19 protein-coding genes are annotated in these 23,541 nt (G+C 70.0%); 13 read left to right on the top strand and 6 right to left on the bottom strand.

Features of this window, described 5'->3' with window-relative positions:
- Positions 1-3 precede the first annotated feature (3 nt).
- Complete coding sequence (locus ABXJ52_RS07805; RefSeq protein ID WP_367040407.1) at positions 4-516, bottom strand: hypothetical protein; 513 nt, start codon at positions 514-516, stop codon at positions 4-6.
- Positions 517-652: 136 nt separating this feature from the next.
- On the opposite strand from ABXJ52_RS07805, the gene ABXJ52_RS07800 reads away from it, so the two are divergent.
- The 4 genes from ABXJ52_RS07800 (at position 653) to ABXJ52_RS07785 (ending at position 4,816) form a co-directional block, all read left to right on the top strand.
- Positions 653-1,243 (top strand): hypothetical protein, encoded by a 591-nt coding sequence (locus tag ABXJ52_RS07800; RefSeq protein WP_367040406.1) that lies wholly within the window; start codon positions 653-655, stop codon positions 1,241-1,243.
- Positions 1,218-2,498 carry an ABC transporter substrate-binding protein gene (locus ABXJ52_RS07795; protein ID WP_367040404.1) on the top strand — a complete coding sequence of 427 codons (1,281 nt, stop codon included), beginning with the start codon at positions 1,218-1,220 and terminating at the stop codon, positions 2,496-2,498. Before ABXJ52_RS07800 ends, ABXJ52_RS07795 begins: the two co-directional genes overlap by 26 nt.
- A gap of 165 nt (positions 2,499-2,663) precedes the next feature.
- A complete protein-coding gene (locus tag ABXJ52_RS07790) occupies positions 2,664-3,944 on the top strand; it encodes a glycosyltransferase family 4 protein (RefSeq protein WP_367040403.1) in 1,281 nt (426 codons plus the stop codon).
- Positions 3,941-4,816, top strand: a complete 876-nt coding sequence (locus ABXJ52_RS07785; RefSeq protein WP_367040402.1) for a hypothetical protein — start codon at positions 3,941-3,943, stop codon at positions 4,814-4,816. Before ABXJ52_RS07790 ends, ABXJ52_RS07785 begins: the two co-directional genes overlap by 4 nt.
- Positions 4,817-4,849: 33 nt before the next feature.
- On the opposite strand, the gene ctaD is transcribed toward ABXJ52_RS07785, so the two are convergent.
- A complete protein-coding gene (ctaD, locus tag ABXJ52_RS07780) occupies positions 4,850-6,574 on the bottom strand; it encodes a cytochrome c oxidase subunit I (RefSeq protein ID WP_367040401.1) in 1,725 nt (574 codons plus the stop codon).
- Between the two features lie 428 nt (positions 6,575-7,002).
- On the opposite strand from ctaD, the gene ABXJ52_RS07775 reads away from it, so the two are divergent.
- Positions 7,003-7,218, top strand: coding sequence for an I78 family peptidase inhibitor (locus ABXJ52_RS07775; RefSeq protein WP_367040399.1), 216 nt, complete (start codon positions 7,003-7,005; stop codon positions 7,216-7,218).
- 111 nt (positions 7,219-7,329) lie between these two features.
- On the opposite strand, the gene ABXJ52_RS07770 is transcribed toward ABXJ52_RS07775, so the two are convergent.
- The gene (locus ABXJ52_RS07770; protein WP_367040397.1) at positions 7,330-8,343 is read right to left on the bottom strand and encodes a phosphatase PAP2 family protein; all 1,014 of its coding nucleotides are present in this window, start codon (positions 8,341-8,343) and stop codon (positions 7,330-7,332) included.
- 238 nt (positions 8,344-8,581) lie between these two features.
- Complete coding sequence (locus ABXJ52_RS07765) at positions 8,582-9,733, bottom strand: glycosyltransferase family 39 protein (protein WP_367048883.1); 1,152 nt, start codon at positions 9,731-9,733, stop codon at positions 8,582-8,584.
- A gap of 239 nt (positions 9,734-9,972) precedes the next feature.
- On the opposite strand from ABXJ52_RS07765, the gene ABXJ52_RS07760 reads away from it, so the two are divergent.
- On the top strand, positions 9,973-11,598 hold the full coding sequence (locus ABXJ52_RS07760) for an MFS transporter (RefSeq protein ID WP_367040395.1): 1,626 nt from the start codon (positions 9,973-9,975) through the stop codon (positions 11,596-11,598).
- Positions 11,599-11,717: 119 nt separating this feature from the next.
- Entirely contained in the window at positions 11,718-12,914 is a 1,197-nt protein-coding gene (locus ABXJ52_RS07755; protein ID WP_367040393.1) for an acyl-CoA dehydrogenase family protein, read from the top strand.
- Between the two features lie 13 nt (positions 12,915-12,927).
- On the opposite strand, the gene ABXJ52_RS07750 is transcribed toward ABXJ52_RS07755, so the two are convergent.
- Positions 12,928-13,371 carry a cell division protein SepF gene (locus ABXJ52_RS07750; RefSeq protein WP_367040391.1) on the bottom strand — a complete coding sequence of 148 codons (444 nt, stop codon included), beginning with the start codon at positions 13,369-13,371 and terminating at the stop codon, positions 12,928-12,930.
- A 290-nt stretch (positions 13,372-13,661) separates the two neighbouring features.
- Here ABXJ52_RS07750 and ABXJ52_RS07745 point away from each other — a divergent pair, with 290 nt between their 5' ends.
- From ABXJ52_RS07745 to adhE, 6 genes are all read left to right on the top strand, one after another.
- Positions 13,662-14,948, top strand: coding sequence for a DUF5685 family protein (locus tag ABXJ52_RS07745; protein ID WP_367040389.1), 1,287 nt, complete (start codon positions 13,662-13,664; stop codon positions 14,946-14,948).
- A gap of 18 nt (positions 14,949-14,966) precedes the next feature.
- Complete coding sequence (locus ABXJ52_RS07740) at positions 14,967-15,773, top strand: DUF1684 domain-containing protein (RefSeq protein ID WP_367040388.1); 807 nt, start codon at positions 14,967-14,969, stop codon at positions 15,771-15,773.
- Between the two features lie 256 nt (positions 15,774-16,029).
- Positions 16,030-16,929, top strand: coding sequence for a S1 family peptidase (locus ABXJ52_RS07735; protein WP_367040386.1), 900 nt, complete (start codon positions 16,030-16,032; stop codon positions 16,927-16,929).
- Positions 16,930-17,172: 243 nt separating this feature from the next.
- Positions 17,173-18,120 (top strand): slipin family protein, encoded by a 948-nt coding sequence (locus ABXJ52_RS07730; protein ID WP_367040385.1) that lies wholly within the window; start codon positions 17,173-17,175, stop codon positions 18,118-18,120.
- A gap of 285 nt (positions 18,121-18,405) precedes the next feature.
- Positions 18,406-19,491, top strand: a complete 1,086-nt coding sequence (locus tag ABXJ52_RS07725) for a S1 family peptidase (RefSeq protein ID WP_367040383.1) — start codon at positions 18,406-18,408, stop codon at positions 19,489-19,491.
- A gap of 218 nt (positions 19,492-19,709) precedes the next feature.
- Complete coding sequence (gene adhE / locus ABXJ52_RS07720; protein ID WP_367048881.1) at positions 19,710-22,301, top strand: bifunctional acetaldehyde-CoA/alcohol dehydrogenase; 2,592 nt, start codon at positions 19,710-19,712, stop codon at positions 22,299-22,301.
- An 80-nt stretch (positions 22,302-22,381) separates the two neighbouring features.
- Here adhE and ABXJ52_RS07715 read toward each other — a convergent pair whose 3' ends face one another.
- Positions 22,382-23,527, bottom strand: a complete 1,146-nt coding sequence (locus ABXJ52_RS07715) for an AAA family ATPase (RefSeq protein ID WP_367040382.1) — start codon at positions 23,525-23,527, stop codon at positions 22,382-22,384.
- Between the last annotated feature and the right edge of the window lie 14 nt (positions 23,528-23,541).

The following is a 23,541-nucleotide window of genomic DNA, read 5'->3' as shown; positions in this document are numbered from 1 at the left end:
GGCTCATCGCTCCGGTGACGGGGTGAGGGGGGTCGGCTGCGGTTCGCAGATGGGGCAGGGGCTCAGGTCGCCGGTCGCGAGGATGTGGGTGTCGGCGGGGACCGCCTCCGGTTTTCCCGCCACCAGGGGGCAGTCCGCCCGGTGCCAGAGGGTGCCGCCGGGCATCATCAGCAGGTCGCCGCTCGTCGCCACCGGGGCCGGCCGCTCCGGCGTGGCGGGAGGCGTGCCCGCCGTCACCAGGAGCTCGTACAGCTCCTCTACGCGGGCCGTGGCCAACGTGCTTCTGCCGGGCGCGTAGAGCACCGCCCCGGCGACGATCAGCGCCGCGCCGGGCACCGTGCACGACGCCAGATACGGGAGCTGCCGCTCGGCGAAGCGTTCGCCCGACACGCCGTACCAGCCGACCACGCAGAGCACGGCGCCGGCGGCGAGCGCGGCCAAGGCCCCCCAGAGGACGGGGCGCACGGCACGCAGCCGGGCCGAACGGTCTGTCTGATCCGGTTGAGCCGCCCGCATCTGCGCCCCCTGGGACACGTTCGTAGCGCCGGTGGACTGTCCATGTCAGCCGATGGCTTGCACTATGCCTTCTGCAAGCTGACCCTGAAAGCTCCGGGCCCAGGCGGGCCCGGACCGACACCCGGTGGTGAGCCAGATGGTTTTCTGGACCAGCCCCAAGCGGGGGAGCGATCGCAGGCGGGGAAGGGTACGGAGCGCGGCACTCGCGGCAGCCGCGGTCCTGCTGCTCGCGCCGGCCGCCGTGGCATGCGGTGACGACAGCGGCGGGGGCGGCGACAGCGATCCGCCCGAGCCGTCCGTCGAGAAGTCGAGCCAGGACGCCTCCAGCCAGGACGCCTCTTCGGAGGCGCCCGCACAGGACGCGCCCGCGGATCCGGCGGCGGCCGAGAAAGAGGTCAAGGAGAACTTCGAGAAGTTCTTCGACCCGGCTGTTCCCGTGAAGGACAAGGAGGCCGTCCTCGAGAACGGGCCGAAGATGCGCGCCGTCCTGAAGAGCTTCAGCGGCGACGAGCGCGGCAAACAGGTCAGCGCCGACGTCAACAAGGTCGAGTTCAGCTCGGCGACCGAGGCGGACGTGACGTACGCCCTGACATTGAAGGGTGCCACCGCGCTGCCCGACGCCTCGGGCACCTCCGTCAACCAGGACGACACCTGGAAGGTGTCCGTCAGGACTCTCTGCGCACTGGTGAAGCTGAGCGGCAATGAGTCGCCCGGTCCGGGCTGTTGAGGTCTTTGCCGTAGCCGCGCTGCTCGTGGCGGTGGCGGGGTGCGGCAGCCGGTTGCCCGAGAGCGACTTCGAGTCCAGGAGCACGGCGCCCGCCCCGTCGGGGGCGCCGGTCCGGGTCGGCATCATCACCAGCGCGACGAGCCCGGTCGGCGGCTCCGCGTTCACCGGGCCCCGGGACGGGGCCAAGGCGTACTTCGAGCGGCTGAACGCGCGCGGCGGGATCGACGGACGCAAGGTCGAGGTGCGTACGTGTGACGACGGTGGCAGCGGCGTCGGCAACAACGCGTGCGTGCACAAGCTGGTCGACGAGGAGCGCGTCGTCGCGCTCGTCGCCACCAGCTCCCTCGACTACGCGGGCGCCTCCCGGGTCTCTCGCGCACGCGTGCCCGACGTCGGGGGCCAGCCGATCGGGTCCGCGTACGACACCTATCCGCATCTGTACGGGATCTACGGCAGCCTCGCCCCGCGGGACGGGAAGCCCGGCTGGGGCGGCGAACTGGTCGGCGGGACCGAGGTCTACCGCTACTTCAAACGGGAGCAGGGGGCACGCACCGCCGCCGTCGTCTCCTACAACCAGGCCTCGTCCGCCGCGTACGCCCGTCTCGTCACCCGGGGCCTGAAGGCCGAGGGCTACAAGGTGGTCAGTGAGCAGGTCGACTTCGCGCTGCCCAACTTCCGCGCGGCCGCGGCCGACCTGAAGGAGCAGGGCGCCGACCTCGTCTTCGACGCGATGGACACCCACGGCAACGCCCAGCTGTGCGAGGCGATGGACGAGGTGGGCGCACGGGTCACCGCCAAGGTCACGAACGTCCAGAACTGGACCTCCTCCGTGGCCGACGACTACAAGAAGGCGCCGCGCTGCCGCAACGCCCTGTGGGCCACCGGCGCGAGCCGCAACTACGAGGACACGGACCAGCCCGCCGTACGCGAGTTCCGCGACGCCATGAAGGGCCACAAGGAGCTCTCCCAGTGGCAGTTGGAGGGGTGGGCCGCCGCCATGTGGTTCACGGACGCGGCGACGTCGTGCCGGGGTGACGTCACGCGCGCGTGTGTCGACCGCTTCATGAACCGCGGCGAGCCCTACACGGCGCGTGGACTGCTGCTGCCGGTGACGTACGAGGAGCGGGCCGAGCCGCCCGGGAGCCGTAGGACCTGTGTGTCGGTGGCCCGCTGGAAGGATGGTGAGGGATGGGTCACACAGGGCGACATGGGAGACAACTGTTTCGAGGTGCCGCAGCTCTCCTACCAGCCATGATGCATGTAACTACCAGGAAAGTTCCCGAAAGCGCATACCGATGACACAACTGTTCAAGAACAAGACGATGATGAAACCCAACCCTCTGTCCGTAATCCCCGTCTAACCCTGCGGTAGGCGGACGAAGAAGGACTGTCCGCGGGGAAGCGTGGGATACGGGGACGCATGCACATCTCTTTCCTGATTCATAATGCGTACGGGATCGGCGGGACGATCCGAACGACGTACAACTTGGCGAACACGCTCGCCGAGCAGCACGACGTCGAGATCGTCTCCGTGTTCCGGCACCGCGACGACCCTGTGTTCTCGCCCGACCCCCGGGTCAGGCTCAGTCACCTGGTCGACATGCGCAAGGAAAGCCCCGGGTACGAAGGGGAGACCGCCGAAGCTCTGCGGCCCGCCCGGACGTTCCCCAGCGCGGAAGGCCGGTACGACCAGTACAGCGCCCTCACCGACCGGCGCATCGCCGAGCATCTCTCATCGGTCGGCGCCGACGTCGTGGTCGGCACGCGTCCGGGCCTGAACGTGCACCTCGCCCGGGAGACCGCGCGCGGCCCGCTGCGGGTCGGCCAGGAGCACCTCACGCTGGACAGCCACTCCAAGGAACTGCGCCGTCAGCTGCGCAGCGTCTACCCCCGCCTCGACGTCCTGACCACGACGACCGAGGCCGACGCCCGCGCCTACCGCCGCAAGATGCGCCTGCCCGGCGTGCACGTCCAGGCCGTGCCCAACCCGGTGCCCGCGCCCGGTATCGAGCCCGCCGACGGCAACCAGAAGTGGGTCGTCGCGGCCGGGCGGCTCGCCCCCGTCAAGCGGTACGACCTGCTGATACGGGCCTTCGACCAGGTGCGCGCCGAGCGCCCCGACTGGCGCCTTCGGATATACGGCGGCGGTAAGCAGAAGGACAAGCTGCGCGCCCTGATCGACGAACTCGGCCTCTACAACCACGTCTTCCTCATGGGGCCCGCCCACCCCATCGAGCCCGAGTGGGCCAAGGGCTCCATCGCGGCCGTCACCTCCAGCCTGGAGTCCTTCGGCATGACCATCGTCGAGGCGATGCGCTGCGGCCTGCCCGTCGTCGCCACCGACTGCCCGCACGGGCCGGGCGAGATCATCGACAACGGCGTCGACGGGCGCCTCGTCGAGGTCGGCAACCCGGACGCGATAGCGGGCGGACTGCTCGAACTGATCAACAACGACACGCTGCGCCATCGGATGGCGGGTGCCGCCCTTGAGGACTCGGAGCGCTTCGACCCGGTCCGCATCGCCGAACGCTACGACGCGATGTTCACCGGCATGCTCACCCGGGGAAGCTCCTTCGGCGGCCGGATGCGCAGCTCACTGCACCGCACCCGCGGGGCGCTCCTGAACGGCGCGTACGCGGTGCGGGACATCGGACACGGGGTACCGACCAGCGGCATACAGACGAAGGGATCCACCGCATGACGGCCTTGGCCACCTCGGACGCCTCATCGCCCTGCGACACCGGTGCCGGTCAGGACGTCGCGGCGGCACCACGCGCCGACTGCATAGCCGACTCCGCCGGCGGCCTCACCTTCGACGTCACCGACCCTGGTGGCAAGGGCGAGACCTATCTGCTGCTGCGCCGCCGCGACGCCGCGTCCACCGACGAGGACGTACGCCTGCCGCTGTCCCCGGCGGCCGACGGCAGGCTGCGGGCCGCGCTGCCCAGCAGCGTCGAACTGGCCGAGGGACGCTGGAACGCCTACGCGGAGGTCGGCGGCGGCACCCCGCGCCGCCTCGCGCCCGGCGTCAACGACCTGCGCTCGCTGGTCGACCGCGCCCCCAGCGGCGCCCGCGGCCACATCGCCGTCCGCATTCCGTACGCCACCAAGCAGGGCAACCTCTCCGTACGCAGTTGGCTGCGCGCCCCGCACGCGGAGATCGGCGAGCTGCGGATCGAGGGCCCCGAGGTGACCGCACAGGGCCGTGTCTACGGCACCGCGCTGACCGGCGCCGCATACGCCGAGGCGTCCCGCCGCGCCGAGCCCGACCGTATCGAACGCTACGAACTGACCGCCGACGGCGTGGAGTTCAGCTTCGGTCTGCGCTGTGACGTGCTCGCGGACAGCGGCCCCGGCCCTTGGGACCTCTGGCTGCGCCCGGCAGGGGAGAGCGGGCCGCGCATCCGGCTCGCGCGGCTCCTCGACGACATCCCGGACAAGAAGCAGATCTTCACCTACCCGGCGGTCCGGCTCGACACCGCGGCGCACGGCCCGCTCGAAGCCGGGCCGTACTACACGAACGACAACGACCTCTCGGTCCGGATCCGCGAGGCGGACACGGTCGAGGACTGACGCACGATCAGCCGCGGGGCCTCACCGAGCGGATCAGCTCGGCGAGGTACCTCCTGAGCCGGGCCCCGGGCCGGGGTGTTCGGTCTGCGGGTCCGGGTACTGCGCCCGGGGCGGATGGAACGCGGCGAACTCCGGATGGTGCAGGTCGAACGCCGGGGACTCGGAGCGGATCCGGGGCAGCGTGACGAAGTTGTGGCGCGGCGCCGGGCAGGCGGTGGCCCACTCCAGGGAGCGGCCGAAGCCCCAGGGGTCGTCGACGTCGACCTTCTCGCCGTACCTGGCGGTCTTCCAGAGGTTGTAGAGGAATGGCAGCGTCGACATGCCGAGCAGGAACGCGCCGATGGACGAGATGGTGTTGAGGGCCGTGAAGCCGTCCGCCGCGAGATAGTCCGCGTACCGCCGTGGCATGCCCTCCGCGCCCAGCCAGTGCTGGACCAGGAACGTCACGTGGAAGCCGACGAACAGCGTCCAGAAGTGGATCTTGCCGAGCCGCTCGTCGAGCATCTTGCCGGTGAGCTTGGGCCACCAGAAGTAGAAGCCGCCGAAGGTGGCGAAGACGACGGTGCCGAACACGACGTAGTGGAAGTGGGCCACGACGAAGTACGAGTCGGTGACGTGGAAGTCGAGGGGCGGCGAGGCCAGGATGACGCCGGTGAGCCCGCCGAAGAGGAAGCTCACCAGGAAGCCGATGGACCACAGCATCGGAGTCTCGAACGACAGCGACCCCTTGAGCATCGTCCCCGTCCAGTTGAAGAACTTCACGCCCGTGGGCACCGCGATGAGGAAGGACATGAAGGAGAAGAAGGGCAGAAGCACCGCGCCCGTCGCGAACATGTGGTGGGCCCATACGACGACGGAGAGCCCGGTGATGGCCATCGTCGCGCCGATCAGGGGCAGATAGCCGAAGATCGGCTTCCTGCTGAACACCGGGATGATCTCGGAGATGATCCCGAAGAACGGCAGCGCGATGATGTAGACCTCGGGGTGCCCGAAGAACCAGAAGAGGTGCTGCCACAGGAGCGCGCCCCCGTTCTCCGGCGCGAAGATCACGGAACCGAAGCGCCGGTCCGCCTCCAGGACGAGGAGCGCGGCGGCGAGCACGGGGAACGCGAGCAGCACCAGGATCGAGGTGAACAGCACGTTCCAGGTGAAGACGGGCATACGGAACATCGTCATCCCCGGCGCCCGCATCCCGATGATGGTCGTCAGGAAGTTGACCGAGCCGAGGATCGTGCCGAACCCGGAGAGCGCGAGCCCCATGATCCACAGGTCGGCGCCGATGCCCGGTGACCGCTCCATGCTGTTGAGCGGCGCGTAGGCGAACCAGCCGAAGTCGGCGGGGCCGCTGGGCACCAGGAGCGAGCCGAGCACCATCAGGCCGCCGAAGAGGAACAGCCAGTACGAGAGCATGTTGAGGCGCGGGAAGGCCACGTCGGGCGCGCCGATCTGCAGCGGCATGATCTCGTTGGCGAAACCCGCGAAGGTCGGCGTCGCGAACAGCAGCAGCATGATCGTGCCGTGCATGGTGAACGCCTGGTTGAACTCCTCGTTGGTCATGAGCTGCAGCCCGGGACGGGCCAGTTCGGCCCGCATCATCAGCGCCATCAGGCCGGCGATCAGGAAGAACGCGAACGACGTGATCAGGTACAGGTGACCGATCTTCTTGTGGTCGGTGGTGGTCAGCCAGTCCACGAGGACCCGGCCCGGACTCTTCCGCAAGGCCTGCGGTGCCGTCGCTGCCGCGGTCTCAGTCCCCATCACACGCCCCTTCGCCGTCGCGCCACCGGTCCTGCTCGAAGCACCCGCCATGATGCTCGTGTCACACCCGGATCCGACAGGGGGCGTACGGGCCCGTTGTGCTGGAATCCTGAATTCCCTATGCGTCGTCACATCTCGCCGAGCGCCCTGGATTCGGAAATGCGGAGGGTGTGTAAAGGCAACTCGGCCCCCCTGTCCGGCGTGCTATTTCGGTGGTGTCGGGCCCGTCTCGGTGAGCTCTCATGGTGCTCTCGGTAAATCCAGGAATGGCGCGGGAACAACTACGGAACCGCCCGTACGTGTGACGGAGTTAAGGCGAAACGCACGTCGTGATCCTGTGACAGAAGCGTGACCGGAGGGGGACCGGTGACGCATGGTGTCCGGCTACGGCCTTCCCCGGCCGGGCCGCGCCGCCTAACGTGGCGGTCATGGCACCTATTCCGACCCCTCCCGCCGAACCCCAGGACAGCTTGGACGCCTACGTGGGCCTCGCGGCCGACGGCGCCGAGCAGCAGGCCCGCGAGCGCGGCTGGTCCACCGTCAGGGCGTTGCCGCCGGGCGCGATCATCACCATGGAGTACCTCGCGGGGCGGCTCAACTTCGAGGTCAAGGAAGGCTTCGTGACCCGCTGCTGGAAGGGTTGACCCCCGGCGAGGCGAGAACGGCACGGCGAAAGGCCCCGGTTCCGAGACGGAACCGGGGCCTTCGCGATGCGGGGGATGGGTTGTGCGTACCGACCCCCGCGGCCTTCGGGGCTAGCCGCCCGCCACCGGGCGGGGCGACGTGGCCGCGCGCGAGGGGCGCTCGGAGTGCGGCGGGCGCCGGCTGCCCGCCGGGGTGACCGGGCTGCGCTCGGAGCGCGGTGTGTGCGGGCCCGGCGCGAGGTAGGCCGGGGCGCGGGCGGGGCGCGCGGCGCCGACCGGCTCGCGCAGCGGGGGCTCGTCGGCCGGTGCGGGGGTGGGCTGCGGCAGCCTCGCCGGGGCCGGGGCGACCGGGGTCGCGAGGCCGGCGCGGCGGGCGCGCCACAGGTCCCGCAGGCTGAAGATCCAGCCCTCGACGCGGTTGATGAGCGGCTCCACCCAGGGCAGCGCGAGCAGGACGAGCAGACCCGCGGCCCAGCCGAGGAAGACATCGCTCAGCCAGTGGGTGCCGAGGTAGACGGTGGTCAGGCCGACGCTGAGGGAGACCACGGCGGAGAGCGCCGAGAGATAGCGCCGGGTGCGCGGGGTGGAGGCCATGTAGGCCAGGATTCCCCAGGTCACGACGGCGTTGGCGGTGTGGCCCGAAGGGAATATATCGCCGCCGAGCCACATCTCGTTGGCGCCGATCGTGGTGGCGTAGTGCGGGCCGAGGCGGCCCATGCCGATCTTGGCGGCGCCGACCGTGACGTTGAGAAGAAGGAGGGCGGCGCCGAACGTCAGGAGCGGGCGGATCGTGTGCTGACGCCAGGAGCGCCAGCCGAGCCAGGCCGCGACCATCACGGCGGTCGGGCCGCGCTGGCCGAGGACCACCCAGTAGTCGAGGAAGGCGTGGATCTCGGGCCACTGCTGGTAGGGCCGGAAGAACATGACCTGCCAGTCGAACCGCACCAGCCACGACGTGGCAAGCACGGCGACCACGATGGCGAGGTAGAAGGCCAGGGTCGCGCTGAAGAGCACGATCCTGTGTCTGCTCATCCTCGGCAGATCGAGGCCGGCCGGTCGCTCCGGCTCCCGGTCGAGACGGGCGAAGACCCGGTCCAGACGGGTGAGGTTTCGTTCGGTACGCACCCAATCGACGTTACAGCGAGTGAGTGAGGGACTAGGCCGAATCAGTGGCTTTGTGATGACGATGTGATGTGGCATTGATCTCAGACGGCAGTTTATTCCTGCCGTTTCCCTATTTCGAGAGTAACCCCTTACCGAATTCGTTGATCATTGGCGCGACGGTTTTATGGTCCTTATGAATTCGTTCACCGGGGTCTTGTGCGGAATTTGCCGTCCGCTCACCGAAGGCGCCCGGAAATGATCATGGCGGACCCGAGCCGTTCAGCCAGAGCGCCCCGTACACCGCGCTCGCCGCCGCCACACCCCCCAGCACCAGCGCCGACCTGGACGTACGCAGCCGGGCGAGTGCCACCGCGATGGGAAGCAGCAGCGGGAAGGCGGGCAGCAGGAGGCGCGGCTTCGAGCCGAAATAGCCCGCGGCGCACAGGGCGAGTGCGACGACGATCCCGCAGTGGACGAGAAGCGGCAACGGCTGCTTCTGCCGTACGCCGATGACGTACAGCCAGACCACCAGGGCGACCCCGACGATCAGGCCGGCCCCCGCGAGGGCCGCGGGGAAGGCGGTGAACTTGTCGCCGACGAAGCGGGCGAAGGCGTAACCGAAGTCGAAGCCGTTGCCCCAGCCCGCCTGGACGTCGAGATAGCCGAGGATGCCGTCGCCGGTGCGGTGGCCGACCCACAGGACGTAGCCCGCGGCGCCGAGCGGGGCCAAGGCCGCCCCCAGGATCATGCGCGGGCCGGCCTTCCCCTCCCGGCGGATCCGAACGGCCGCCGTCACCCAGAGCGCCGCGACGACCGCGGCGCCCACGGGCCGGGTCAGGCCGGCGAAGGAGGCGAGCACGCCCGCCCACACCCAGCGGCCGGTGAGCACCGCGTACAGGGACCAGGCCGCGAGCGCGGTGAACAGCGACTCGCTGTAGGCCATCGACTGCACGATGCCGACCGGGAGCACCGCCCAGAGCACGACCGCGCAGACGCCGGACCGGCGCCCGTACAGATGGTCGGCGATCGCGAAGATCCCCGCGGCGGCGCAGAGCGAGGCGAGCCAGCTCACCACCAGACCGGCATCGGCGTACGACAAGGGACTGATCGCCGAGACGAGCCGCTCAAGCCAGGGAAGCAGCGGGAAGAACGCGAGGTTCGAGTGGACGCTGCCGTCCGGGAGCGTCACCTCCCAGCCGTAGCCGTGCTCGGCGACGCGGGTGTACCAGAGCGAGTCCCAGCGGGCGGTGAGGAGCGTGTGCGGGCTCTTGCCCGCCGCCGCGCTCCACACGGCGAGCACCGCGAGCCCCAGGGCGCGTACCCCCGCGTAGGCGAGCAGCGCGGGCGCCGCACGGCGCAGCGCGGCGCTCGCACGGGCGCCGTACGACGGCGGGGGCAGGCATTGGTCCAGGTCGGTCACGGGCTCGATTATCGGCGCAGGCGGGAACCGGCGACGCTCCCGGGGGCGTGGTCCATGCGCGGGCAGCGTGGCGTATGCCACACCGTCTCCGTGCAACCGTGAGAGGTCCGCCACGCGACACAGCCGTGAACTCGCGTACTCTGGCGGCTCACTCGCCTTTCGTTGCCGCCAGCTGGGAGATCACGTCCCGCGGGGCCGCCGATGCGAGGGATCACTGGGAGGTATCGCACATGTCGGGTTCAACCACGGCCACCGCTCCTTCCGGCCGTCGGGTACCCGGGTCGCAGGGCGGCGCCAACCGCTGGCTGGTGCTCGTGGTCCTCTGCGTAAGCCTGTTGCTCGTCGCCGTCGACGCCACCGTTCTGCACGTGGCGGTGCCCGCAGTCACCGAGGACCTGAAGCCTGGTGGCATCGAGCTGCTGTGGATCGTGGACGTCTATCCACTGGTCTGCGCCTCGCTGCTCATCCTCTTCGGCACGCTCGGCGACCGCGTGGGCCGCAGACGGGTGCTCCTCCTCGGTTACGCCCTCTTCGGCGTGGCATCGGCCGTCGCCGCCATGGCGGACAACGCACAGATCCTGATCGCGGCCCGCGCCCTGCTCGGCGTCGGCGGCGCGATGATCATGCCCGCGACGCTCTCCATCCTCCGCCAGGTCTTTCCCGACCGGCGCGAGCGCGCCGTCGCCATCGGCGTGTGGAGCGCGGTGGCCGGGATCGGCGCGGCGGGCGGACCGCTGCTCGGCGGGTTCCTCCTCGAGCACTTCTGGTGGGGCTCGGTCTTCCTGATAAACATCCCGCTGATGCTGGTCAGCCTGCCCATCGGACGCTGGCTCCTGCCCGAGTCGACGGGCGACCGCGACGGGCCGTGGGATGTCGTCGGCGCGCTGATGGCCGCGGGCGGTCTCTTCGGGGTCGTCTTCGCGGTGAAGCGGGCGGGCGGCGGCGAGTCGCCGTTCGGCATGACGACGCTCCTGGCGTTCTTCCTGGGCGCCGCCCTCCTGGTCGGCTTCGTCCGCAGGCAGCGGCGGCGCAAGCACCCGCTCATCGATCTGTCGATGTTCGCGCGGCCCGCGTTCAGCACATCCCTCGGCTGCATCGTCCTTGCGATGCTCGCCCTGGTGGGCCTGGAGCTGGTCGCCGCGCAGTATCTCCAGCTGGTGCTCGGCCTCTCCCCGCTGGAGACCGGTCTGCGGCTCGTGCCGCTCACCGTCGCCGCGATGGCCGCGGGCCTCGCCGGATCGAAGCTCCTGCACCGCTTCGGTCCGCGCACGATGGTCGCCTCCGGGTTCACCCTCACCGCGGTCGCCGTGCTGGTGCTCACCGGCCTGGGCGACGAGGTCAACGACCCGCTCCTGCTCTTCAGCTTCGTGCTGCTGGGCCTCGGCCTGCAGACCACGCTCTTCGGCTCGTACGAGTCGATGCTCAGCGAGGCGCCCCAGGCGCAGGCGGGCGGCGCCGCCGCGATCGGCGAGACCTCGTACCAACTGGGCGCCGGCATCGGCATCGCGCTGCTCGGCAGCGTCATGAACGCCGCGTACGCGCCGGGCCTCTCGTCCGTGCGCGGTGTGCCGGCCGAGGAGACAGCCGCCGCGAGCCACTCGCTCGGCGAGGCGTACGAGGTCGCTTCGAGTCTCGGCGGCGGGGCGGGCGAGGCGCTGCGCACCGCCGCGCGCGAGTCCTTCGTGCACGGGCTGCATGTGACCCTGCTTGTCAGCGCGGGGCTGCTGTTGCTCGGCGCGCTGATGGCGCTGAAGCTGCCGCGGACCATGGAGTGCGGGACGCCCGCGGCGCAGCTCGACCAAGGGGTCCCGGCGCCCCGGAGTGAGGCGGAGGTCCCGGCGGAGTCCCTCCGCTGACGTGCCTCTCCGGCCTTCGGCCGGGCATTCCCCCACCCGCCCGCCCTCGGTCCTTGGTACCGTCAGCGCGAGTCGTAAGTAACTACCACTGCTAGTTTTTGCGCCGCCGGAGGCCCGAGATGTCCGCACGCAGCCGCACGCCCCTGCCGCCCTTCGACCCCACCGACCCCCTCGGCATCGACGACCTCCTGGAGCCGGAGGACCTCGCGATCCGCGAGACCGTCCGCACCTGGGCCGCCGACCGCGTCCTGCCGCACATCGCCGACTGGTACGAGAAGGGCGAGCTGCCCGGCATCCGCGATCTCGCCCGTGAGCTCGGCTCGATCGGCGCGCTCGGCATGTCCCTGGAGGGCTACGGATGCGCGGGAGCCAGCTCCGTCCAGTACGGGCTCGCCTGCCTTGAGCTGGAGGCCGCCGACTCCGGAATCCGCTCGCTGGTTTCCGTGCAGGGCTCCCTCGCCATGTACGCCATCCACCGCTTCGGCTCCGAGGAGCAGAAGCAGCGCTGGCTGCCCGGCATGGCCGCGGGCGAGATCATCGGCTGCTTCGGCCTGACCGAGCCCGACCACGGCTCCGACCCCGCCTCGATGCGCACCTTCGCCAAGAAGGACGGCACCGACTGGGTGCTCACCGGCCGCAAGATGTGGATCACCAACGGTTCGGTCGCCGGGGTCGCCGTCGTCTGGGCGCACACCGACGACGGGATCAGGGGCTTCGTCGTCCCCACCGAGACCCCCGGCTTCTCGGCGCCCGAGATCAAGCACAAGTGGTCGCTGCGCGCGAGCGTCACCAGTGAGCTGGTGATGGACGAGGTAAGGCTGCCCGCCGACGCGGTGCTTCCCGAGGTCACTGGGCTCAAGGGCCCCCTGAGCTGTCTCTCCCACGCGCGCTACGGCATCGTCTGGGGAGCCATGGGCGCCGCCCGCTCCTCCTTCGAGGCCGCCGTCGAGTACTCAAAGACCCGCGAGCAGTTCGGCAGGCCCATCGGCGGCTTCCAGCTCACCCAGGCCAAGCTCGCCGACATGGCGGTCGAGCTGCACAAGGGCATCCTGCTCGCGCACCACCTCGGCCGCCGCCTGGACGCGGGCAGGCTCCGCCCCGAACAGGTCAGCTTCGGCAAGCTCAACAACGTACGAGAGGCGATCGAGATCTGCCGCACGTCCCGGACGATCCTGGGCGCGAACGGGATCTCGCTGGAGTACCCCGTGATGCGGCATGCGACAAATCTCGAATCGGTGCTCACCTATGAGGGCACCGTCGAGATGCATCAACTCGTGTTGGGCAAGGCGCTCACCGGTCTTGACGCCTTCCGGTGAGCGGCCTCGCCCGCTAGCTCTGGTTGAAGAAACCGTCCGTCGGACGGCTTGTGGCCTCCCCGTTGACGATGTGCGTGTCGGCGGGGGTGAGCAGGAAGACCCGCGTCGCCACGCGCTCGATGGAGCCGCGCAGGCCGAAGGTGAGGCCCGCCGCGAAGTCCACGACGCGCTTGGCGTCGCCGGGCTCCATCGACGTGAGGTTCATGATGACCGGGACACCGTCCCGGAAGAGCTCGCCGATACCCCGCGCGTCCCGGAAACTGTCCGGGGTCACGGTGCCGATCCGGCGCCCTTCCTCCTCGGCGGCCTCGGCCACCACCCGCACCCGCGGGTCGGTCACCCAGGCTTCGCCGGGCCCCTCGGCCCCGTCGTCGTCGTAGCCGTCGTAGTAACGCTCGTCGTTGTTGTTGTCGTCGACGAGGCCAAGCCAGGCACTCGCCTTGCGCACCGATCCCATGGACGCCTCCTCTCACAGCGGGCTTTCTGCGTTCCGCATCCCCATGTTCGTCCATGATGCGGATAGTGCGCCAAGTGGATAGTCGCCGCGCGGGGTTTTCGTGACGGTACTGGTGCAGAGTCAACACGCCGTACACGCGTGATTCCTCAAGGGTCCTGCTGTGTACGGCTGCTGACAGTGAGTGAAATATGATTGTTCGCGGCGTATGGGTGACGACCGGTGCGTCCGGGTGAACGGACCCCTCGATACGATGCCCGAGTTGATCGTCAACGGGCTCACGGGGGAGTCGTATGTTCGGAATCGTCAGGCCCTGCAGCCATCGTCTGGGAGAAGGCCTCAAGACGCAATGGATGGCGCATCTGTGCGGGCTCTGTCTCGCCCTTCGTGGTGATCACGGACAGCTCGCCCGTGTCGTGACCAACTACGACGGCCTGATCATCTCGGTTCTGACGGAGGCTCAGGCCGCCAGGGCGACCAGCTGGAGGCGCACCGCGGGGCCCTGTCCCCTCCGCGGAATGCGCACCGCGTCCGTCGCGCGGGGTGAGGGCGCGCGGATCGCCGCCGCGGTCTCGCTGGTGCTCGCCTCGGCGAAGGTGCGCGACCACGTCGTCGACGGGGACGGCCTCTTGGCGCGCAGGCCGCTGGCCGCGGCCGCCCGGAAGGTCGCACGGAGCTGGGACCGGGCGGGCGCCCGCACCGGCGCCGACGTGGGCTTCGACACGGCGGTCCTGCTGGACGCCGTCGAACGGCAGGTCGGCATCGAGGGCTTGGCGGGCCCCGGCACCTCCCTGCTCACGATCACCGAGCCGACCGAGACCGCGACCGCGGCGGCCTTCGCGCACACCGCCGTCATCGCGGGCAGGCCGGGCAACGCCGAGCCGCTCGCCGAGGCCGGGCGGCTCTTCGGCAGGCTCGCGCATCTCCTGGATGCCGTGGAGGACAAGGAAGCTGACGCCGCGTCGGGTGCCTGGAATCCCCTGACGGCCACGGGCACCGGCCTCGCCGAGGCCAGGCGCCTCGCCGACGACGCCCTGCACGGCATACGGCTCGCGCTGCGGGACGCCGAATTCACCGACGGCAAGCTGGCGCATGTGCTGCTCGCGCATGAGCTGGGGCGCTCGGTGGACCGGGCCTTCGGGACCGACGTGTGCGGGCACACACACGAGGTGACGGCGCATCAGGGCGGCTCCTTCGGGCCGCCACCGCCACCGCCGCCGGGGCAGGGCGGGCCGTACGGACAGCAGGGTGGACCGTACGGGAACAGCAACCCGTACGGAGGCGGGGCGCCAGGTGGTCCGGGCGGTCCCGGTGGTCCCAGTGGTCCCGGTGGGTTCGGCCCCGGTGGGTTCGGGGGAGGCCACGGGCCCGAGCAGCAGCCGCCGAAGCCGGGCAAGCGGGGCTTCTGGGCGGGGTGCGCGGTCGCCATCGGCCTCTGCTGCACCTGCAAGCTGTGCTGCGCCGATTCGTACGAGGGCCCCTGGTCCCGCAAGAAGCGCGAGGGGTGCTGCAACAACTGCGGCGACAGTGGGTGTTGCTCCTGTTGTGAGTGCTGCTCCTGCTGCGACTGCGGGCTGTAGGCGTCGTAGGTTGATCACATGACGACGGACGCTGCACGGGACTGGAAGCACTGGCACGAGCGGCGGACGGAGACGGTGTCCGCTCCCTACGGCCCGCTCTCGCTCACCGGCACCCACTGGCTCGCGGACTACCCGGATGGTTCGCTTCCGGACATCCCCGGACGCTGGACCGAGGCGGGCGACGAGATCGTCCTGGCCGCCGGCGCCGGCGACGGGCTCACCCTCGACGGGCAGCCTTTCAGCGGCGATGTCGCTCTCACCGCCGACCCCGGCCCCGTCGGCGCGGCCCGTGTCGGGTGCGGCGACCGGCGCCTGGTCGTACTGCGCCGCGAAGGGCTCTGGGCGGTACGCGACTTCGACCCTGACTCCGCCGCGCGCCGCGCCTTCCCGGGCATCGAGGCCACGGCGTACGACGCGCGCTGGGCGGTGCCGGGGCGATTCACGCCGTACGCCGCGGAGAGCACCACCGACGGGGTGCGCACCGTGCGGGTCGGCAACGCGGACGGGGTGGAGCGGGGGCTCGGCCTCGGCGGTGAGCTGGCCTTCGCCCTGGCCGGAAAGGAGCACATGCTCCAGGTGTCGGTGGAGGGCGACGGCTCATTGTGGGCGGTGTTCGCCGACGCGAGCAGCGGAGTGTCCAGCTACCGCTTCCGGTTCCTGCGGCCCGCCGCGCCGGACGCCGAGGGGCGCACGGCGGTGGACTTCAACCGCGCGCTTCTTCCCCCGTGCGCCTTCGCCGACCACTTCATCTGCCCGTTCCCGCCGCCGGGCAACACCCTGGACGCCGAGATCGCCGCAGGAGAGCGGAACCTCATCGGCCGCTGACACGTCGGAAGAAGAGCCGATGACCCAAGCCCCGACGGCGTACGACAGGTACGACAGCCGTCGGGGCCGGTTGCCGTGTATCCGGCTTACGGCCGAAAGGCGCCCTTGTGCGCGGTGTCCGTGGCCCGAATACTCCCGAGCAGCGCTTGTCAGGAGCACGGCTAACCGGAATCCGGCTTGCCCTTTGCTCATGGCTGCGCCTCACGGGTCCGCAACCCACACGGACCCACTGACTTCCCCTCGGGAGGAACAACAAGTGAGGATCAAGCGCACCACCCCCCGCAGCGGCATAGCGAGACACACACGTCTGCTGGCCGTGGCCACCGGACTCGTGGCCGTCGGCGCGCTCGCCGTCCCCGCCGCCAACGCCAACGACGTCTCCACCTTCAGCTCGGCGCAGCTCACCAAGGCGAGCGACGCGGTGCTCGACGCGGATGTCGCAGGCACCGCATGGAGTGTCGACAAGGCGACGAACCGCCTGGTCGTCACCGCCGACAGCACCGTCTCCAAGGCCGAGATCGCCAAGATCAAGGAGGCGGCGGGCAGCAATGCGGGCGCCCTCAAGGTCGAACGCACTCCCGGCAAGTTCAGCAAGCTGATCTCCGGCGGCGACGCGATCTACGCGTCCAGCTGGCGCTGCTCGCTCGGCTTCAACGTCCGCAGCGGCAGCACCTACTACTTCCTCACCGCCGGTCACTGCACCGACGGCGCGGGCACCTGGTGGGCCAACTCCGCGAAGACCACGGTGCTCGGCAGCACGCACGGCTCCAGCTTCCCGACCAACGACTACGGCATCGTCAGGTACACGAACTCCTCGATCACCAAGTCGGGCACGGTCGGCAGCCAGGACATCACCAGCGCGGGCAACGCCACCGTGGGCCAGAACGTCACCCGGCGCGGCTCGACCACCGGCACCCACACCGGCCGGGTCACCGGCCTGAACGCCACCGTCAACTACGGCGGCGGCGACATCGTCTACGGCATGATCAAGACCACGGTCTGCGCCGAACCCGGCGACAGTGGCGGCCCGCTCTACGCGGGGTCGAAGGCGCTCGGCCTCACCTCGGGCGGCAGCGGCAACTGCTCATCGGGCGGCACGACGTTCTTCCAGCCGGTCACCGAGGCGCTGAGCGCGTACGGCGTGAGCGTCTACTGATCCACGCGTGAGCGTCCACTGATCCACGTATGACTGAGGCACGTACAACAACTGGTTCACGTACGACCTGATCCACGCGCGGCTGACCCACGCACGGCCAGTCTGCAGCCAGCAGCAGGGGAGCCCTCGTCCGGAAGTCCGGGCGGGGGCTCTCTCCTGTCTCCCGTCTCCCTTTGTGCGCCCTGCGGCGCTACCTTCGAAGTGCACGCCCAACACGCCCAATTCGGACCCTGGGGGGCCGGCATGGTCGAGGAGCTGGTGGCGGCGGGAGTAGCCGTCGGGTCTGTCGGAGCGGTCTATGTGATGGCTGCGGCGCGTGTCGTCAAACAGTACGAACGGGGCGTGGTGCTCCGGCTCGGGAAGCTGCAGCGTGCGGTGCGCGGGCCCGGGTTCACGATGGTCGTGCCGTTCGTGGACCGGCTCCGTAAGGTGAACATGCAGATCGTGACGATGCCGGTCCCCGCGCAGGACGGCATCACCCGGGACAACGTCACGGTGCGCGTGGACGCCGTCATCTACTTCAAGGTGATCGACGCCGCTGAGGCCGTCGTGCAGGTGGAGGACTATCGTTTCGCGGTCTCGCAGATGGCGCAGACGTCATTGCGCTCGATCATCGGCAAGAGCGATCTCGACGATCTGCTCTCCAACCGCGAGCAGCTCAACCAGGGCCTGGAGTTGATGATCGACTCCCCGGCCGTCGGCTGGGGCGTGCAGATCGACCGGGTCGAGATCAAGGACGTGTCGCTTCCGGAGACCATGAAGCGCTCGATGGCCCGGCAGGCCGAGGCCGACCGAGAGCGGCGGGCCCGCGTGATCAACGCGGACGCCGAGCTGCAGGCCTCCAAGAAGCTGGCCCAGGCGGCACATGAGATGGCGGACGAACCGGCGGCGCTCCAACTGCGCCTGCTCCAGACCGTGGTGGCCGTCGCCGCCGAGAAGAACTCCACTCTCGTACTGCCCTTCCCCGTGGAGCTCCTGCGCTTCCTGGAGCGGTCCACGCAGGGGCAGCCGCCGCCCGCGGGCGCGCCCGATCAAGTATCCGCGGGGTCCGGGCCTCCCGTATCCGCGGGGGCCGAGCATCCCGCCACCGTGACCGAAACCCCCGCCGTCGCGCTGCCGGATTTCGGTGCTCCGGATTCGGAAGCCGGTGAGCGGGACGCGCCAGGAACGTCGAGAACCGGACAGGACTAGTCCTTACCCGCTGCCGATCACCCGCTCGCACGCGGTGTTTGCAGCGGGGACCGACGTGGTGGGACCGGCGTCGGTGAGGCTTCGGTGAAGACACGGGGGGCGCGCGGTGACTGTCGCGTGCGCGTCCTGAAGTAGACCTTGTGTGCTACCGGGCGGTATCGGGATAGTGGGCCCACCCTTTGGCATGGACGCGGCTTTCGCAGCGTGAGCGACTCCTTGCCGGTACGCCTTCCGGTCCCCAGGTCCCCACACCGAACGGGCCGACCCCCCACAGGAGGACGTGACTTGAAGCACCGACGCATATCCAAGCGACGTGCAGCCGTGGCAGGTGCGGGCATCACCGCACTGATCGCCGCCGGAATCACCTTCCAGACTGCGAACGCGAGTGAGAGTGCCCCGACCCCCACGCCGGACACCCTCTCGGTCGCGAAGGCCGGAAAGCTCGCCTCGTCCCTCGGCAAGGACCTCGGCCTGGACGCGGCCGGTACGTACTACGACGCCAAGGCCAAGAACCTCGTCGTGAACGTCCTCGACAAGAGTGCTGTCGACGCCGTCGAGTCGGCGGGCGCCAAGGCGAGAATCGTCGAGAACTCCCTCGCCGAGCTGAAGAGCGCCCGCACGACGCTCAGCGACAAGGCGTCCATCCCCGGCACCTCGTGGGCGGTCGACCCGGCCACCAACAAGGTCGTCGTCACGGCGGACCGCACGGTCAAGGGTGCCCAGCTCGACAAGCTCGGCGCGGTCGTGAAGAAGCTCGGCTCCAAGGCCGAACTCCAGCGCAGCAAGGGGGAGTTCAAGCCCTTCATCGCAGGTGGCGACGCCATCTGGGGTGGCGGCAGCCGCTGCTCGCTCGGCTTCAACGTGGTCAAGGACGGCGCTCCGCACTTCCTGACCGCGGGCCACTGCACCGAAGCGGTGACCAGCTGGTCCGAGGAGCAGGGCGGCCCGGCCATCGGTGAGAACGCGGGCTCCAGCTTCCCCGAGAACGACTACGGCATCGTCAAGTACAGCGGCGACACCGCGCACCCGAGCGAGGTGAACCTCTACAACGGCTCGACGCAGGCCATCACCAAGGCGGGCGACGCGACCGTCGGCCAGAAGGTGCAGCGCAGCGGCTCGACCACGCAGCTGCACGACGGCACGGTCACCGGTCTCGACGCCACCGTGAACTACGGCAACGGCGACATCGTCAACGGACTCATCCAGACCGACGTCTGCGCCGAGCCCGGCGACAGCGGCGGCGCGCTCTTCGCGGGCGACACCGCGCTCGGTCTCACCTCGGGCGGCAGCGGTGACTGCAGCGCCGGCGGGGAGACGTTCTTCCAGCCGGTTCCGGAGGCGCTGTCCGCCTTCGGTGCGGAGATCGGCTAGTCAGGAGCGCCCCCGGCAGGGGGCAGCGGGACAGGGGCCGGTCCGCCGCCATGGGCGGGCCGGCCTCTTTTCCATGTGTCCTTGTGAAAACATTCACAAGGACCTTTGACCTGCTCAGAGGGGTCTTATGCGGCGCCCGAAGGCCGGCGGACGGGTGTCGAATGGAGGTATCAGCGAAAAGGTCTCACCGAAGGAGCCCCGCCATGGAGGCCAACGAGATGGTGGACGGACTGGTCAAGGGAGCGCTGACCGCGCTCGGCCGGTTCGCGTCGTACGACCAGGAGCAGGTCGACCACATCGTCAAGAAGGCCTCCCTCGCCGCGCTGGGCCGGCACGGGGATCTCGCGAGGCTGGCCGTGGAGGAGACGGGCCGCGGGCTCTTCGAGGACAAGGCCGTCAAGAACCTCTTCGCCTGCGAGCACGTCGTCAACTCGATGCGCGGCCTGAAGACCGCGGGCGTCATCTCCCGCGACGAGCTGAACGGCATCACCGAGATCGCCGAACCGGTCGGCGTCGTCTGCGCCATGACCCCGGTGACCAACCCGACGTCGACGACCCTCTTCAAGGCACTCATCGCCCTGAAGACCCGCAACCCGATCATCTTCGCCTTCCACCCCAGCGCCCAGCGCTGCTCCGCCGAGGCCGCCCGCGTCGTGCGCGACGCCGCGATCGAGGCCGGCGCCCCCGCCGACTGCGTGCAGTGGATCGAGGAGCCCTCGATGGAGGCGACGGGGCTGCTGATGAACCACAAGGGCGTCTCCACCATCCTCGCCACCGGCGGCAACGCCATGGTCAAGTCCGCCTACTCCTGCGGCAAGCCCGCGCTCGGCGTCGGCGCGGGCAACGTACCCGCGTATGTCGCACGCAGCGGCAAGCTGCGCCGCGCGGTGCACGACATCGTGCTCTCCAAGGCCTTCGACCACGGCATGATCTGCGCATCGGAGCAGGCCGTGATCCTCGACAAGGAGGTCTACGACGCGGGGATCGCGGAGTTCCAGCGGCTCGGCGCGTACGTCGTCACGGCGGCCGAGAAGACCAAGCTGGAGGAGTTCGTCTTCGGGACGACGGCCTTCGGCGCCGACTGCGCGGGCGCGAAGCTGAACGCGGCCGTCGTCGGCAGGTCCCCGCAGTGGATCGCCGAGCAGGCCGGATTCGAGGTCCCCGAGGGCACCTCGGTCATCGTCGCCGAGTGCGCGGAGGTCGGCGACGGTGAGCCGCTCACCCGCGAGAAGCTCTCCCCGGTCCTGGCCGCCCTGAAGGCCGACTCCACCGAGCAGGGCCTCGAACTGGCCGCCCGGATGGTCGAGTTCAACGGCCTGGGCCACAGCGCCGCCATCCACACCGAGGACGAGGAACTCGCCGAGGAGTTCGGCAGGCGGGTCAAGGCGGTGCGCGTCATCGTCAACGCGCCCTCGACCTTCGGCGGCATCGGCGACGTCTACAACGCCTTCCTGCCCTCGCTCACCCTCGGCTGCGGCTCCTACGGACACAACTCGGTGTCCAACAACGTCTCCGCGGTCAACCTGATCAACGTCAAGCGGATCGGACGGCGCAACACCAACATGCAGTGGTTCAAGGTCCCGCCGAAGATCTACTTCGAGCGCAACTCCCTGCGCTACCTGGGGGAGATGGACGGCATCAGGCGCGTCTCGATCGTGACGGACAAGACGATGTCGACGCTCGGCTTCGTGCGGCGGGTGACCGACATCCTCGCCGCGCGCCCCGAGGCCGTCACCGTCCAGGTCATCGACGACGTCGAGCCCAACCCGGAGCTCGCGACCGTCCGGGCCGGAGCCGCGCGCATGCGGGACTTCGAGCCGGACACGATCATCGGGCTCGGCGGCGGGTCGCCGATGGACGCCGCCAAGATCATGTGGCTGATGTACGAGCACCCGGAGATCGAGTTCGCCGACACCAAGGAGAAGTTCTTCGACATCCGCAAGCGGGCCTTCAAGTTCCCGGGCCTCGGCGAGAAGGCGCAGATGGTGGCCGTCCCGACCACCTCGGGCACGGGCAGCGAAGTCACCCCCTTCGCCGTCATCTCCGACCCGGAGGCCGCGCAGAAGTACCCCCTGGCCGACTACGCGCTCACCCCGAACGTCGCGATCGTCGACCCGGTCCTGCCGATGAAGCTCCCCGCGACGGTCACCGCCGACTCCGGCTTCGACGCGCTGACCCACGCCACCGAGGCGTACGTCTCGGTGTACGCGAACGACTACACCGACGGGCTCTGCCTCCAGGCGATCAAGCTCATCTTCGAGAACCTGGAGCGGTGCGTCGTGAACGGGGCCGACGATCCCGAGGCGCGCGAGAAGATGCACAACGCCTCGACCGTGGCGGGCATGGCCTTCGCCAACGCCTTCCTCGGCCTGGTGCACGCCATGGCGCACACCCTCGGCAACACCTTCCACGTCTCGCACGGCCGCACCAACGCGCTGCTCCTGCCGCACGTCATCCGGCACAACGGCACGGTGTCGGCCAAGGCGACGCCTTGGCCGAAGGCCGAGGTCTACCGGGCGCCGGAGCGGTTCCAGGAGATCGCCCGGATGCTGGGCCTGGCGGCGGCTTCCCCTGAGCAAGGGGTCGAGTCCTACGCCCGTGCCGTCGAGGAGCTGCGGGCCAAGTGCGGTCTTCCCGGCTCGTTCGCGGAGGAGGGCGTCGATGAGGCGGCCTTCATCGAAGCGCTGCCGGAGCAGGCGATGAACGCGTACGCCGATCAGTGCGCGCCGGCCAACCCCCGGATGCCGATGCTCTCCGAGATGGAGGGGTTGATGCGGCTGGCGTATTACGGGAACGGGGTAGGCGCCTGATCTGGTTCGCCGTCTGCGGGCCGCATGTGGCTGGTCGCGCAGTTCCCCGCGCCCCTGATGAGGCGCCCCTGCGGGGCGCCTCATCGTTTTGGCCAGTACCACAGCGGTTCGTCCAGGAGGCTTTCCCGGCCCGCCACCGTCGTCTGCCCCGACTCCTTGAGCAGTTCTATGGAGTTGACGTCGACGCGGTGGCGGGCCGCTCCCTTGGCGACTGCTTCGGCGAGAGGCTGGGCGTGGGTCACCAGGACGACCTGGGTGTCCTTGGTGGCGGTGAGGATCAGGTCCGCGAGCGGGCGCAGGAGGTCCGGGTGCAGGCTCGTCTCCGGTTCGTTCAGGACGAGGAGGGACGGTGGCCGGGGCGTGAGCAGTGCAGCGGTCCACAGCAGATAGCGCAGCGTGCCGTCGGACAGCTCGGCCGCTCCGAGGGGGCGGTTCAACCCCCGCTGGTGCAGCTGGAGTTCGAAGCGGCCGCCCTGCTCGACGATGCCCACCCGGCTGCCGGGGAAGGCGTCGTCCACCGCCGCGTCGAGCGCCGCCGGGTCGCCGATCTCGCGGATGGTCTGGAGCGCGGCGGCCAGGTCGGCGCCGTCATGGCCGAGGACAGGCGTACGGGTGCCGATGCGGGCGGCGCGGGCGGGGGCTTCGGCGTCCGTGCGGACGTGGTCGTAGAACCGCCAGGAGCGGATCAGCTCGCGCAGCCTGAGCAGGTCGGGGGCCAGCTGCGGGTCGGCCAGTTCGCTCAGCATGCTGTCGTACGGACGGATGCCCTGGGTGCGGTGCCAGCCGCCGTCGGCGGTGCGGGTGCGCACGGCGGGGCCCGCGCGGTCGCAGAGCAGCGCGGCGGGGCGCAGGACGGGCCCGGCCCAGGTGCACTCGCGTTTGATCTCCGGGTCGAGGTTGAACATCGAGGGCGCGGCGCCGGACCCCGAGGTGGGGATCGGGTGGCCGAAGTCCACCCCGTACCCGAACTCGTCGCCCGCGAAGCCGAGTCGGAGGCTGGTCGCCTCCGCCTTCGCGGGGCCCGCCCACAGTGCCGAGGGCAGCCCGCCCTCGCGGGCCAGGGCCGAGACCGCGCCGCCCCGAGCGGAGTCGGCGAGCAGCCGCAGAGCGCGGTACAGGCTCGACTTGCCGGTGCCGTTCGCGCCCGTGACCACGTTCAACCGGTCCAGGGGGACGATCAGTTTGCGCAGGGAGCGGTAGTTCTCGACGGCCAGGGTGGTGATCATTGCTCCAGCCTCGC

It is taken from the genome of Streptomyces sp. Je 1-332 (assembly GCF_040730185.1).
GTDB lineage: Bacteria > Actinomycetota > Actinomycetes > Streptomycetales > Streptomycetaceae > Streptomyces.
Note: the sequence above shows the minus strand (reverse complement) of the source record. Positions and strands in the feature narration are given on the sequence as shown.

What these genes read in the sequence shown, in the direction of transcription:
- ABXJ52_RS07805 (WP_367040407.1), bottom strand. Translation starts at nt 516, where the DNA reads ATGCGGGCGGCTCAACCGGATCAGACAGACCGTTCGGCCCGGCTGCGT.
- ABXJ52_RS07800 (WP_367040406.1), top strand. Translation starts at nt 653, where the DNA reads ATGGTTTTCTGGACCAGCCCCAAGCGGGGGAGCGATCGCAGGCGGGGA.
- ABXJ52_RS07795 (WP_367040404.1), top strand. Translation starts at nt 1,218, where the DNA reads ATGAGTCGCCCGGTCCGGGCTGTTGAGGTCTTTGCCGTAGCCGCGCTG.
- ABXJ52_RS07790 (WP_367040403.1), top strand. Translation starts at nt 2,664, where the DNA reads ATGCACATCTCTTTCCTGATTCATAATGCGTACGGGATCGGCGGGACG.
- ABXJ52_RS07785 (WP_367040402.1), top strand. Translation starts at nt 3,941, where the DNA reads ATGACGGCCTTGGCCACCTCGGACGCCTCATCGCCCTGCGACACCGGT.
- ctaD (WP_367040401.1), bottom strand. Translation starts at nt 6,574, where the DNA reads ATGGGGACTGAGACCGCGGCAGCGACGGCACCGCAGGCCTTGCGGAAG.
- ABXJ52_RS07775 (WP_367040399.1), top strand. Translation starts at nt 7,003, where the DNA reads ATGGCACCTATTCCGACCCCTCCCGCCGAACCCCAGGACAGCTTGGAC.
- ABXJ52_RS07760 (WP_367040395.1), top strand. Translation starts at nt 9,973, where the DNA reads ATGTCGGGTTCAACCACGGCCACCGCTCCTTCCGGCCGTCGGGTACCC.
- ABXJ52_RS07755 (WP_367040393.1), top strand. Translation starts at nt 11,718, where the DNA reads ATGTCCGCACGCAGCCGCACGCCCCTGCCGCCCTTCGACCCCACCGAC.
- ABXJ52_RS07750 (WP_367040391.1), bottom strand. Translation starts at nt 13,371, where the DNA reads ATGGGATCGGTGCGCAAGGCGAGTGCCTGGCTTGGCCTCGTCGACGAC.
- ABXJ52_RS07745 (WP_367040389.1), top strand. Translation starts at nt 13,662, where the DNA reads ATGTTCGGAATCGTCAGGCCCTGCAGCCATCGTCTGGGAGAAGGCCTC.
- ABXJ52_RS07740 (WP_367040388.1), top strand. Translation starts at nt 14,967, where the DNA reads ATGACGACGGACGCTGCACGGGACTGGAAGCACTGGCACGAGCGGCGG.
- ABXJ52_RS07730 (WP_367040385.1), top strand. Translation starts at nt 17,173, where the DNA reads ATGGTCGAGGAGCTGGTGGCGGCGGGAGTAGCCGTCGGGTCTGTCGGA.
- adhE (WP_367048881.1), top strand. Translation starts at nt 19,710, where the DNA reads ATGGTGGACGGACTGGTCAAGGGAGCGCTGACCGCGCTCGGCCGGTTC.
- ABXJ52_RS07715 (WP_367040382.1), bottom strand. Translation starts at nt 23,527, where the DNA reads ATGATCACCACCCTGGCCGTCGAGAACTACCGCTCCCTGCGCAAACTG.